Origin of the sequence: Actinomadura fulvescens (assembly GCF_039533225.1) — a bacterium.
GTDB lineage: Bacteria > Actinomycetota > Actinomycetes > Streptosporangiales > Streptosporangiaceae > Spirillospora > Spirillospora fulvescens.
In genome coordinates this window covers 519,992-532,145 of the sequence record NZ_BAAATD010000001.1, presented here as the reverse complement: position 1 = coordinate 532,145, position 12,154 = coordinate 519,992, and the positions used below count along the sequence as shown (strand labels likewise).

Here is a 12,154-nt window from a genome sequence, read left to right as displayed (position 1 = left end):
GAGCGACGCGTCCCAGGGACGGCGCACCGGAAACCGCCGCCCCAGGCACAGCGAATGCGGGAGTAGCGCGGCCCAGGGCCAGCACCCAGGGCCGCCAGTCCCTGGAGCAGCGGACGCAGGCATGGCCGACGCTGGCACGACAGACGCGTGGCGGATCCAGGCATGGCCGACGCAAGTACGGCAGACGCAAGCACGGCAGACGCAAGCACGGCAGACGCAAGCACGGGCAGACGCGAGCACGGCCCACGCAAGCACGGCAGGCGTAGGCACGGCAGGCGTAGGCACGGCAGAGGCAAGCACGCCCGACGCAGGCGTGGCGAGGTGGGGGTGGGGTGGTTAGGGGCGGCGGGGTTTGCGGCGGAACATGGCTATGAGGCCGCGGAGGGCTCGTTCGTCGAGGGAGCCGAACGGGTTGTCGTGGACCAGGTAGGTCCAGGTCGCGGAGGGGCGTTGCAGGCCCGCGGCGGTCAGGTCGATGCCGTCCGGGGTGGCGGTGAGGGTGGCGAACGTGCCGACGGCTCGTTCGACGGCGCGGCTCAGGAGCTTCTTGCCCGCGGGGACGGCCTCGCGGTTGAACTCGGCGAGCGGATCGAGGCCGCGGCCGAGCGAGCGCAGGTGGATGCCCTCGCGCAGGTCGGCCAGGTAGGCCAGGTGCTCGGTCCAGCAGCGGTCGAGGTGGAAGAGGGCGACCTGGCGGGCGGCCTCGGCGACCGCTTCGCTGCCTGCGGTCTCGACGAGCTCGGCGTGGTGGGAGGCGTGGCGTTCGGCCATGAGCCGGTCGGCGTGGTCGCCGCGCAGCAGCTGGTCGCGTTCGGCGAGGACCTCGCGGCGCTGGAGGCCGATCAGCTGGTTGTAGCGCCAGGTGTTGCGGTGGATCTCCACCTCGACGCCCTCCGCGACGCGCTGGGCGTGGCCGACGACCCAATGGGCGTTCCGGTCGTCGAGACGGCCGTCGGAGGCGGGCGTCGCGTTGGTCTCCGCGTCCGGCGCGTACTGCGCCACGAGGTCGTCCTCCAGGCTGGTGAAGAACACCGAGCCGCCGGGGTCGCCCTGCCGGCCCGCGCGGCCGCGCAGCTGGTCGTCCAGCCGGCTGCTGTGGTAGCGGCCGGTGCCGATCACCAGGAGCCCGCCGAGCTCCACCACGCGGGCGGTGTCGGTGGAGGACGTTCCGCCGAGGCGGATGTCGGTGCCGCGCCCGGCCATCTGGGTCGAGACGGTGATCGCGCCCGCAGCGCCCGCCTCCGCGATGATGGCGGCCTCCTCGGCGTCGTTCTTGGCGTTGAGGACGACGCAGGAGAGGCCCGCGCGTTCGAGGCGGCGTGCGAGGCGTTCGGATTCGGCGACGTCCAGCGTCCCGACGAGGACGGGGCGGCCGGTGGCGTGCGCCTCGGCGATCTCCTCGGCGATCGCCACCTCCTTGTCGGTGGCGGTGGCGTAGAGCCGGTCGGGTTCGTCGACGCGGACGCAGGGGCGGTTCGGGGGGATGACCGCGATCTCCAGGCCGTAGAACTCGCGCAGCTGTCCCGCGACGGCGAGCGCCGTGCCGGTCATCCCGCAGCGGGTCGGATACCGTCCGATGAGCTCCTGAACGGTGATCGAGTCAAGGATCTCACCGCTCGCGGACGTCTCCAGGGCCTCCTTGGCCTCCACGGCGGCCTGGAGCCCGTCCGGCCAGCGCTGGAGCAGCGCCACCCGGCCCCGCGACGAGTTGATCAGCTTCACGGCGCCGTCGCGGACGATGTAGTCGACGTCGCGCTGGAGCAGCACCTGCGCGTGCAGCGCGACGTTGACCGCGACGAGAGTGTCGGTGTTGTCCGGCGAATAGAGGTCGATCCCGCCCAGCTCCCGTTCCACCGTGCGGGTCCCGGAAGAGGTCAGCCGGACGTTGCGTCCTTCGTCGTCGGTCGCGTAGTGCTGGCCCGGCCGCAGGCGCCGCACCAGGTCGGCGTACACGGGGTCGGCGGGGTCCAGCTCGGACGCGCCCGCCAGGACGAGCGGCACCATCGCCTCGTCGACCAGCACCGAGTCGGCCTCGTCGATCAGCACAACCTCGGGCTCGGGCAGGACGAGGTCGTCCGGGGTCGTGACGAGCCGGTCGCGCAGCAGGTCGAAGCCGACCTCGCTCACCGGCGCGTACGTGACGTCTGCGGCGTAGGCCTTCTGTCGCTCTTCGGGCGTGGACGACTGGCCGACCCATCCGACCGAGACGCCGAGGAGCTCGTAGAGCGGGCCCATCCATTCGGCGTCCCGCCGCGCCAGATAGTCGTTCACCGAGAGCACGTGCACGCGCCGGCCGCGCAACGCGTGCCCGGCCGCGGCCAACGCGCCCGCGAGCGTTTTGCCCTCGCCCGTGGCCATCTCGACGATGTGGCCCGAAAGCATGCCGAGCGTTCCGAGGAGCTGCACGTCGAACGGCCGCTCGCCCAACGCCCGGTGTGCCGCTTCTCTGCCCAGCGCACACAGCTCCGCGAGATCGACGTCGGTGTCGGCGGCGCGGCTCTGGCGGACCGTGTCGGCGGCGCGGCTCTGGCGGAGGGTGCTGGCGGCGCGGCTCTGGCGGAGCATGTCGGCGGCGGCGGTCAGGTCCGCGTCGGTGAGCTCGCGGAGCCGCGCCTCTCGGGTGCCGGCCTCGGCGACCACGGCACGGTAGGGCGCCAGGTCGACGGTCCCGGGCTTCTGCACCAGGCGCCGGAACCGGTCACGCAGCGCCATGACAGGCTTCTCCGATCTCTTGCGTCACGATGAGCCAAACGGGCGGCCACATCTTCTCGTTCCCCACAATGATCGCAGGTCCGGCGTCGCAGGCACGTCTCCGGCGGTACGGGTCAGCCCGCCTCGACCACGCGTACCTGTGCGGCGACCCGGCAGCCCGGCGGAAGGGCGTCGAAGGCCGGGTAGTGGTCGTTCCCCAGCTCCAGCCCTGCCAGGACCTCCTGGCACCGCTCATCGGCCCGGACGACCTGCACCAGGTAGGGATCGCCCCGGCCGCCCCACTCGATGCCGATGCCGGTGGACCGGATCTCCCACCGCGCGCCGCCGACGCGCTCGGCCCGATAGTCGGCCAGGTAGAACCTGTCGCGCTCCTCGGCGTAGATGAAGATGCGCAGATCGTCGTCGCCGAGGTCGCGGACGGTGCCGCCGACCACGAAGTCACGGTCCTCGTGCAGCCCCTGCCCGGGCTCCGGGAACTCCACGTTCACCTGGGGAACGGGCGACTCGGGCGGCTTCGTGGGCGACGGACTCGGCCGGCGCGGCCGATCGGGGATCACCGGCGCCTCGGGCGGCACCAGCGTCGGCGTAGGCGACGGCGAGCCCGACCGTTCGGTGGGAAGGAGCGCGCGAGCCTGCGGCGGCGGAGTGTTTCCGGCCTCCCCGACCAGGTCGGGGAGGCCGCGCAGAACGATGCCCGCGAGGAGCGCGGCGACGCCGAACGCCACGATGAACCTGCGTTCCAGGAACGGCGGGGTCCGCAGCCGCTCACGACGCGTTCCCACGGTCAGCTCACCGGCTCGGCCAGCAGACCCCTGGGACGACCCGGATGCGAACGCCCGCCGAGACCCACTCCACCAGCCACGTCGAGCTCCTCGCGCCGTCCGGCCCCATCTCCGTGTCAGCTGTACCTTCCGCCCCTTCGGTAACGACCGTCAAGGCGATTGGCCCACTCGATGCGATTCATCGCGAAGACGAACCGATACCAGCGATCCGATCCCCGACGCCCGGCCGTCAGCTGGCGGGGCAGGGGCGGAGGGGCACGGACGGCGGAGCAGGAGCGGCGGGTTAGGCGGTGGTGGTGGGGGTCAGGCCCAGGAACTCGGCGGCGGCTTGGGCGTTGGCCGCGGCGGCGCCGTACGTCGCCACGTGAACGGCTCCTTCGGGAATCCAGACGGGAAGGCCCATCTCGACCACGACCGTGTCGGGCCGTGCCTGGAGCAGGGCGGCGGTGAGGGCCCGCTGGCCCGCGTGGCGGTGCGCGTCACGCAGAACGACCACGAGACCACGGCCTGTGGCACGTTCCAGCAGGGAGCCTGCCTCCTCCGCGAACCCCTCGGCTCGCACGACGTCGGGCACCCAGGGGCTCAGGCCCCAGGGTGTGGGGCCGACCGCGATGTTGCCGGTGGACGCCAGTTCGACCACGAGCGGGTCCGCCGAGAGGCCGGGGAAGTCACCGGTGACGTGCACGGCCCGGCGCGCGGCCTCCATGCCCACGGCGCGGTCGACGATCGCGGGACTGGGGTCGGCCAGCCACGCCTTCAGGCGGCGGGTCCGTTCGGCGGCGTCGTGGAGCCGCTCCAGGGGCAGACGCCCCGTGTTCACGGCCTCCTCGATGGCGGCGAGCACCGCCCGCAGGCTCTCCTGGTGCTCCTTCGGCCCCAGGCACAGCAGGTCCGCACCGGCCAGCAGTGCGCGTACGGAGGCCTCCGGGATGCCGATGGCGCCGCTCGCGCCCTGCATGTCGAGCGCGTCGGTGACGATGACGCCCTGGTAGCCGAGGTGCTCGCGGAGCAGCCCGGTGATCGCGGCGTGCGACAGCGTGGACGGCACGCCCTTGGTGATCGAGGGCAGATTGAGGTGGCCGGTCATGACGGCCTGCGCCCCGGCCTGGATCGCGCCGCGGAACGGGAGCAGGTCGCGGCGGTCGAGCAGTGCCAGGTCGGCGTCCACGATGGGCACGCCGAGGTGGGAGTCCTCGACGGTCGCGCCGTGGCCCGGGAAGTGCTTGGCGCAGGCGGCGACGCCCGCCTCCTGGGTGCCGATCACCGACGCGACGGCGTGCCGGGCCACCAGCTCGGGATCGGAGCCGAACGAGCGGGTGCCGATCACCGGGTTGTCGGCGGCGGTGTTGACGTCCACGGACGGCGCGAAGTTGAGGTTCACGCCGACCTCGGCCAGTTCGGCGCCGAGCGAGCGGTAGACCCGCCGGGTGAGGTCGGGGTCGTCCACCGCGCCGAGCGCCGCGTTGCCGGGGTACGGGGAGCCGGTGAGGTGCCCGCCGAGGCGGGTCACGTCGCCGCCCTCCTCGTCGATCGTGATGATCGGGTCGGCGGCCTTGCGCATCTCGGCGGTGAGCGCGGTGAGCGCCTCGGGGCTCGGCACGTTGCCGATCAGGGCGAAGAGCGTGACGCCGCCGAGGCCGCGCTCCAGCTCGTCCTGCAACCAGCGTGGCGCGCTCGCGCCCGGGAACGACGGGAGGAGGGTGCCGCGGGCCAGCCGTTCGATCGAGTCGCCGCTCATCCCTTCACCGCCCCGGCGGTCAGGCCCGACACCATGCGGCGCTGGACGATGAGGAAGAAGATGATCACAGGAATGGTGAGCAGCGTGGACGCTGCCATGATGGGCCCCCAGGCGTTGCCGCTGCGGCCGAAGAAGAACTGCAGCATGATCGGCAAGGTGTACTTGTCTTGGTCGTCCAGGAACGTGAACGCGAAGATGAACTCGTTCCAGGCCGTGATGAAGGAGAAGATGCTGGTGGCCACCAGGCCCGGCGCCACCAGCGGCAGCAGGACCGTGAAGAACGTGCGGATCGGGCTCGCGCCGTCGATGGCGGCGGCCTCCTCCAGTTCCTTGGGCACGGCGGCGACGAAGCCGCGCAGCATCCAGATCGCGAACGGCACGGCGAAGCCGGCGTAGACGATCACGAGCCCGGGCAGGCTGTTGAGCAGATCCAGCGTCTTGAGGTCCAGGAAGAGCGGGATGACCAGCGCCTCCAGCGGGACCATCTGCACGATCAGCAGCATGATCAGGAACGTGGTGCGGAACCGGAACCGGAAGCGCGCCACGGCGACGGCCGCCATCAGCGCCAGCAGGCCGGAGATCACCACGGTGGCGAGCGCCAGCATCGCGCTGTTGCGGAAGTAGACCCAGAACGAGGTCTCGGCGATGCCGCCGTTCAGCACCAGGTCGAAGTGCTCCAGCGTCGGCTTCGACGGCAGCGGCTTCGGCGTGTTGCTGAAGATCTCGGTGTTGGGCTTGAACGCGGTCGAGACCATCCACAGGACGGGGAACACCGCCAGCAGGAAGACCACGATCCCGGCGGTGTTGAGGACGCCCTTGCGGAAGACCCTCCCGCGCAGGACGCCCCTGCGGGGCAGGCCGCCCTTGCGGGCCGCGGAGGAACGGCTCTGACGGCTCATTTCGTCTCTCCCTGTCGGACCATGACCCGCACGTACAGGGCCGTGACGATGAGCAGGATCACCGTGAGCACCATCGCGATCGCCGAACCCATGCCGAGCTTGGGGTTGAGCGAGCCGAACGCCTCGGAGTAGGCGTACAGCGAGAGGTTGAAGGAGTCACGGTTGGCCAGCCCGGACATCACGAACAGCTGGGTGAAGACCTTGAAGTCCCAGATGATCGACATGACGAGCAGGACCATGAAGATGGGCTTGAGGATCGGGAACGTGATGCTCCAGAACGAGCGCCACGGCCCCGAGCCGTCCACGCGGGCGGCCTCGTACAGCTCGCTCGGCACGCTCTTGAGCCCCGCCAGCACCGACACCGCGATGAACGGGCAGGCCTGCCACACCACGCAGATCGTCAGCACGGTGTAGGTCGACAGCGGGGTGCTGAACCAGTTGTAGTCGCTCCAGCCGCTCCCGACGAGCCAGTCCGGCAGCAGGTCGAGCGTCCAGTTGACCAGGCCGCCGGTCGTGCCGAACAGCCAGGAGAAGATGATCGCCGCGGTCACCGGCGGGGTCGCCCACGCGACCATGACGCCGCCCGCCACGAAGCTCGACATGCGCTTGCCGAGCTGGTGCAGCAGCAGGCCGATCAGGGTGCCGATGACCAGCGTCAGCGAGACCGCGACCACCGCGAAGAGCACGGTGTGCCGCAGGGTCTGCCAGAAGAACGGATCGCTGAAGATCGTGTCGTAGTTCTCGGTGCCCACCTGCTCGGCGGGCTCGCCGCGCAGCTGGCGGTTGCCGACCTTCTGGAACGACATGGTCCCGATCTGGAACATCGGCCAGAACATCAGGATGGCGATGACGACCAGGGTCGGGGCGATCAGCAGGTACGGCCCGAAGCGGGGACGGCGGCGGGAGCCTGCCGTGCCGGAGGTCCTCCGACCCGGGTTCTTCCGCACCGCGGGGGCGGTGTCGAGCATGGACTCAGTCCGATCAGCCGGGGTTGGACAGGGCGCCGAGACCGGTCTGGGCGCCGGAGCTGGCGGGGCGCCGGGATGGCCGGGACGCCGAAGTCGATGGACGGGCGGACGCTGGACGCGGGCGCTGGACGCGGACGCTGGGGCGCGGACGCTGGAGGGCGGGCGGTGTAAGGCAGGCGCGGACGCCGGAACGCGCGCGCCGAGCCGGCGAGGACGAAGGGTACGTGCGGGTGGGATCTCGGGGGCCTTCGGGTGTGCGGTCTCGAAGACCCCCGAGAGTCCTGTGTGCGCGCCGGGTCCCGGGAAACCCCGGGGGGTGCCGCGCGCCGCGTACCCGCACGGTCGTCCCCTGGGCGCCGCACGTCCCGTACACCCTCCTCCGTCGTCAGTCTTGACGAGGGTGTACGGGCCGTACGGGCCCAGCGGGTCGCCCTACGGGCCGAGCCTTACAGGCCGGGCCCTACAGGCCGGGCCTTACGGGTTGAGCAGGGTGTTGGCCTGCTCGTTCGCCTTCTTCAGCTCACCGTCGGACGCCTTGCCCTGCATGATGGCCTTGATCGTGTTCGGCAGGACCTTCTTGGCCTGCTCGAACTCGGCCCAGCCGGCACCGATCGGCGGGAACTTGGTGTTGCCCGCGATCTCGGTGAAGATCGCCAGCTTCGGGTCGGTGAACTTCACGTCCGAGCGCATCGACGAGAAGCCGCTGTAGTCCGCCCACGCCTGCGCGTTCTTGGCGTTGTTGAGCACGGTGATGTAGTCGAACGCCGCGTCCTTGGCCTTGCTGTCCTTCCAGACGGCCAGGTCGGAACCGCCGGCCATGACGGGCGCGTTGCCGCCGGCCTTGGTCGGGATCGGGAACACGGCCCACTTGTCGACGTTCTTGTCGGAGACCTTCTTCATCTCCTTGAACGCCCAGCTGCCGTCGAAGTACATGCCGAGCTTGCCGAGGGCGAAGTCGCGCTGCGGGCCTTCGAGCTCGTTCTTGCCGACGTACTTGGCGGAGGCGACCTTGTCCTTGGTCAGCAGGCCGGTGTAGAAGTCGACGGCCTCCTTGACCTGCGGCTGGTCGAGCTTGCCGACGAACTTGTCGCCCTCCTTGACCGCGACGTCGCCGCCGTTGCCCCAGATGAAGCTGAGCAGCGCGTTGGTCTGGTCGCTCGCCACGCCGATGCCCGGGACCTTCTTCGCGTCCTGGATCTTCTTGGCGGCGGCGGACAGCTCGGCCCAGGTCTTCGGCTGCTCGATCTTCAGCTCGTCGAACCAGTCCTTGCGGAACCACACGCCGCGGACGCCGCCGTACCACGGCACGGCGTAGGTCTTGCCGCCCGAGCGGTCGTTCTCCACCGCGGTCTTGTTGAGGGTCTTGCCGTCCGCCCACTTGTCGAACAGGTCGCTGACGTCGGCCAGGCTGCCCTGCTCGATGTGCGACTGGACGTCGGTGTTGCCGAGCTCGGTGACGTCGGGGCCCTCACCGCCGGCGGCGGCCTTCTGGAACGTGGTGGCGACCTGCGGCCACGGCACGTACTTGATCACGACGTCCGTGCCCGGGTGCTTGGTCTTGAACTCGGTCTCGACGCCGTCGAGGAACTTCGTCTGCTCGGGGGTGCCGTCACCCATCATCCAGACCTTGAGCTGCGCCGGGTCCTTGGCCGCCCCGCTGTCGGCCTTGTCGTCATCGCCGCCGCCGCAGGCCGTGGCGGCCAGGGCGATCGCGGCCGCTATGGCCGCAACCTTGGTGTACTTCACTGGGGGTTTTTCCTTTCCAGCATGGCATCGCCGTGAGTGCATCCCCGACGGTCGGGGCTCTGGATCGGGCCCGGACCCTTTAGGGTCCAGCCATGCCCGAACTCTTCGTCGCACCGGCCGCGGGACGCCCTGCTCGCCAGTCGGCGCTCGATGTGCGCCTCATCACCCGGTCTGGGCTGCCGAGGCGCTTGCGCGTAAACTAACAAGAAACTTTCCTAAACAAAACCGCTCGTTAGCGGATTGAGACTTTGAGGGGTCGAGCATGCCCAGACGACCGGGGACGCCGCGGCTGCTGCGCGAGCTGAACGACCGCGCCGCGCTGGACCTGCTGGTCGGGCAGGGACCACTGACCCGCGCCCAGATCGGCGAGCACACCGGGCTGTCCAAGGTCACGGCCTCCCAACTGCTCTCCCGGCTTGAGGAGCGCGGTCTGGTCGAGGTCGTCGGGGAACAGGCCGGAGGCCGGGGGCCGAACGCCGCGCTCTACGCGGTGGTGCCCTCGAGCGCCTACGTGGCGGGCCTGGAGGTGGGCCCCGACGGGGTCACCGCGGGCGTCGCGGATATTACGGGCAGTATCGTGTCCCAGGTTACAGTCGACCCCAACGGGGCGGACGATCCCGTCAAGACCGTGCACAACGCCGTCGCGAAGGCGTGCCGGTCCGCCAAGGTGGCCCTGTCCCGCCTGAACGCCTTCGTCATCGGCACTCCCGGCGTCGTCGACCCGCGCACGGGCGACGTGCAGTTCTCGTTCGACCTGCCGTCCTGGCACGAGGGTGTTCTCGCCGGGCTGAAAACCGATCTTCGCCGTCCTGTGATCATCGAGAACGACGTGAACCTCGCGGCGATCGCCGAACGCGCGTACGGCGTGGCCCGTGGCGCCGAGGACTTCGCCCTCATGTGGCTCGACCGCGGCATGGGCCTGTCGGTCATGCTCGGCGGCCGCCTGCACCGCGGCCGCTCCGGCGGCGCGGGCGAGATCGGCTATCTGCCCGTGCCCGGCGCGCCCCTGCCGTCCGGCGCCGTCCGCCGCGACCCGGCCGCCGACGAGGGCGTGACCGAGTCGACCAGCTGGGGCATCCCGGCGCTGGCGGGCGGTTATGGCTCGCTGGTCGGCGCCGACGCCGTGCGCGCCCTGGCCCACGCGCACGGCTTCACCGAGCCCACCGCCGTCGACTGCGTCCGGGCCGCGGCCCTCAACGAACGGCGCGGTGGAGGTTTCCTGGACGAGCTCGCCAACCGCATCTCGTACGGCGTCACCTCGGTCAACATCGTCCTCGATCCTGGCCTGGTCGTCCTGGCGGGCCAGCTGGGCCGCGCCGGGGGCCAGCCCCTGGCCACCCGCATAGCCCACGCCGTCAGCCGCATCAGCCCGACCAGCCCCACCGTCGCGGTGACCGGCGTGGAGGGCAACGCCGTCCTGCGGGGAGCCCTCCACGCGGCCCTCGAACAGGCGCGCGACGAGGTCTTCTCGTCCTCCTCCGAAGGCTGACCAGAAAGCGAGAACGCCTCCGCGCGAACAGCACGGAGGCGTCATTTCAAACGTTCGGGCACCGGCAGTGCCGCCTGCCGGATCGCCGGGGTCGGTCAGGCGGCCACCGGGCGGTCACCGGTCTTGGCGGGTACGTGACCGGGGACGTGACGCTCCTGGCGCCTCGGGTCCCGCAGGGCGCGATCCCGGACGGTCTCGTTGATGATCTGACGCCTGCGCCGCTGCGCGGCCGCCCATCGTGCCGTGGGTGTCATCTCTTTCCCCGTTCCGCGGTGCGGTCACCGCATCCCCGTGCCCCCTGATGACTCCATGGTCCTGAAGAAACGGCCGTATCTGCATCCGCCACAGGGATGATTTCTCGTCAGACCTCATGGGGAGACACATCCGTCCCAGGCGTCCGGGTGCTTGCGCATTCCGACCGAAAACGGTTCGGTATGCATACGAGGCCCCGGGATCAGCCCCGGTAAGCCAGACCAGTCCGATCGGCAAGGGATAATACGTTCATGCGATTGTCCGCCCGGGTCGACTACGCGCTGCGTGCCGCCGCGGAGCTGGCGGTGGCCGGGAGTCATCCGGTGACCGCCGTCCAGCTCGCCGAGGCCCAGCACATCCCGCCCAAGTTCCTGGAGAACATCCTCGGCCAGCTTCGCCGGTCCGGGCTCGTCCGGAGCCAGCGCGGCCCTGAGGGCGGCTACTGGCTGGCCAGGCCGGCCGAGCAGATCTCCATGGCCGACATCATCCGCGCCATCGACGGCCCCCTGCTGGGCGTCCGTGGCGAACGCCCCGAGCACGTGGGATACGAGGGTCCCGCGCGATCGCTGCAGGAGGTGTGGATCGCGTTGCGCGCCAACGAACGCGCCATCCTCGAACAGGTGTCGCTCGCCCACATCGCGGCGGGCGAGCTCCCCGGACCCGTGAAGAAGCTCACCGAGGACCCCTCGGCCTGGGAAAGCCCTTCCTTCATCTGACACCTATGGGACAGCTGACATGCCGGAAGGCGATGTCGTCTGGCTGACCGCCCGGCGCTTGGACGAGGCGCTCGCCGGGCGGCCACTGACGCGCAGTGACTTCCGTGTCCCGAAGCTGGCCACCACCGACCTGCGCGGGCGGCCGGTCCTGAACGTCCTCGCCCGCGGCAAGCACCTGCTCATCCGGGTCGGCGGCGGTCTCACCGTGCACAGCCATCTGCTCATGGAGGGCTCGTGGCGGATCCGCCCGCCCGGCGCCCCGCCCTCCGACCATCGCATCCGGGCGATCCTGGCGAACGCCGAGTGGCAGGCGCTCGGATACTCCCTCGGCATCCTCGAAGTGCTCCGCACGGCCGACGAGGAACGCGTCGTGGGGCATCTCGGCCCCGATCTGCTCGGCCCTGACTGGAACCCCTCCGAGGCCGTGCGCCGGCTGCGCGAGGAGCCCGGCCGCGCCATCGGCGAGGCCCTGCTCGACCAGACAAGGCTGGCGGGCATCGGCAACGTCTACAAGGCGGAGATCCTTTTCCTGCGCGGCGTTCACCCGTGGACCCCGGTCGGCGATGTCGCCGACCTGCCCGCGATGGCCGACCTCGCCCACCGGCTCCTGGATGCCAACAGGGAGCGGTACGGCCACATCACCACGGGCGACCGGCGCCGCGGCCACGAGCACTGGGTCTACGGCCGCGCGGGACGCCCCTGCCGCCGCTGCCGCACCCGCATCCAGCGTGCCGACCAGGCCTCCGACGTCGGCAACCGGGTGACGTACTGGTGCCCGCGCTGCCAGCCCGCCCCGCAAGACCCCGAAGCCTGACGAACGACGACGTTCCGGCTTGAGGGAAGGCTTGGGGA

The 12,154-nt window shown here is 70.8% G+C and carries 10 protein-coding genes; 3 read left to right on the top strand and 7 right to left on the bottom strand.

All coding sequences use genetic code 11. From position 1 onward, the window contains the following. Positions 1-336: 336 nt before the first annotated feature. The 6 genes from secA2 to ABD333_RS02460 form a co-directional block, all read right to left on the bottom strand. Entirely contained in the window at positions 337-2,712 is a 2,376-nt protein-coding gene (secA2, locus tag ABD333_RS02485; protein ID WP_344537243.1) for an accessory Sec system translocase SecA2, read from the bottom strand. Positions 2,713-2,825: 113 nt separating this feature from the next. Next, complete coding sequence (locus ABD333_RS02480) at positions 2,826-3,494, bottom strand: hypothetical protein (protein ID WP_344537242.1); 669 nt, start codon at positions 3,492-3,494, stop codon at positions 2,826-2,828. 283 nt (positions 3,495-3,777) lie between these two features. Further along, complete coding sequence (locus tag ABD333_RS02475) at positions 3,778-5,232, bottom strand: glycoside hydrolase family 3 protein (protein ID WP_344537240.1); 1,455 nt, start codon at positions 5,230-5,232, stop codon at positions 3,778-3,780. Continuing rightward, positions 5,229-6,131 carry a carbohydrate ABC transporter permease gene (locus ABD333_RS02470; protein WP_344537239.1) on the bottom strand — a complete coding sequence of 301 codons (903 nt, stop codon included), beginning with the start codon at positions 6,129-6,131 and terminating at the stop codon, positions 5,229-5,231. The genes ABD333_RS02475 and ABD333_RS02470 overlap by 4 nt, the downstream gene beginning before the upstream one ends. Next, positions 6,128-7,099 carry a carbohydrate ABC transporter permease gene (locus ABD333_RS02465; protein WP_344537237.1) on the bottom strand — a complete coding sequence of 324 codons (972 nt, stop codon included), beginning with the start codon at positions 7,097-7,099 and terminating at the stop codon, positions 6,128-6,130. The genes ABD333_RS02470 and ABD333_RS02465 overlap by 4 nt, the downstream gene beginning before the upstream one ends. Positions 7,100-7,573: 474 nt before the next feature. Continuing rightward, positions 7,574-8,845, bottom strand: a complete 1,272-nt coding sequence (locus ABD333_RS02460; RefSeq protein ID WP_344537235.1) for an extracellular solute-binding protein — start codon at positions 8,843-8,845, stop codon at positions 7,574-7,576. A gap of 262 nt (positions 8,846-9,107) precedes the next feature. Between ABD333_RS02460 and ABD333_RS02455 the strand changes: the two genes are divergently transcribed. Continuing rightward, positions 9,108-10,334, top strand: coding sequence for an ROK family transcriptional regulator (locus ABD333_RS02455; RefSeq protein ID WP_344537233.1), 1,227 nt, complete (start codon positions 9,108-9,110; stop codon positions 10,332-10,334). Between the two features lie 95 nt (positions 10,335-10,429). On the opposite strand, the gene ABD333_RS02450 is transcribed toward ABD333_RS02455, so the two are convergent. Then, positions 10,430-10,588 carry a hypothetical protein gene (locus tag ABD333_RS02450; protein WP_344537232.1) on the bottom strand — a complete coding sequence of 53 codons (159 nt, stop codon included), beginning with the start codon at positions 10,586-10,588 and terminating at the stop codon, positions 10,430-10,432. A 249-nt stretch (positions 10,589-10,837) separates the two neighbouring features. Here ABD333_RS02450 and ABD333_RS02445 point away from each other — a divergent pair, with 249 nt between their 5' ends. Next, complete coding sequence (locus tag ABD333_RS02445) at positions 10,838-11,302, top strand: RrF2 family transcriptional regulator (protein ID WP_344537231.1); 465 nt, start codon at positions 10,838-10,840, stop codon at positions 11,300-11,302. Positions 11,303-11,321: 19 nt separating this feature from the next. Further along, positions 11,322-12,116 carry a DNA-formamidopyrimidine glycosylase family protein gene (locus tag ABD333_RS02440; protein ID WP_344537230.1) on the top strand — a complete coding sequence of 265 codons (795 nt, stop codon included), beginning with the start codon at positions 11,322-11,324 and terminating at the stop codon, positions 12,114-12,116. Positions 12,117-12,154: the final 38 nt, after the last annotated feature.

Bases quoted from the DNA above. Each gene is read 5' to 3' on its own strand.
- ABD333_RS02470 (WP_344537239.1), bottom strand. From the start codon at position 6,131: ATGAGCCGTCAGAGCCGTTCCTCCGCGGCCCGCAAGGGCGGCCTGCCC.
- ABD333_RS02450 (WP_344537232.1), bottom strand. From the start codon at position 10,588: ATGACACCCACGGCACGATGGGCGGCCGCGCAGCGGCGCAGGCGTCAG.
- ABD333_RS02440 (WP_344537230.1), top strand. From the start codon at position 11,322: ATGCCGGAAGGCGATGTCGTCTGGCTGACCGCCCGGCGCTTGGACGAG.
- ABD333_RS02475 (WP_344537240.1), bottom strand. From the start codon at position 5,232: ATGAGCGGCGACTCGATCGAACGGCTGGCCCGCGGCACCCTCCTCCCG.
- ABD333_RS02445 (WP_344537231.1), top strand. From the start codon at position 10,838: ATGCGATTGTCCGCCCGGGTCGACTACGCGCTGCGTGCCGCCGCGGAG.
- secA2 (WP_344537243.1), bottom strand. From the start codon at position 2,712: ATGGCGCTGCGTGACCGGTTCCGGCGCCTGGTGCAGAAGCCCGGGACC.
- ABD333_RS02455 (WP_344537233.1), top strand. From the start codon at position 9,108: ATGCCCAGACGACCGGGGACGCCGCGGCTGCTGCGCGAGCTGAACGAC.
- ABD333_RS02465 (WP_344537237.1), bottom strand. From the start codon at position 7,099: ATGCTCGACACCGCCCCCGCGGTGCGGAAGAACCCGGGTCGGAGGACC.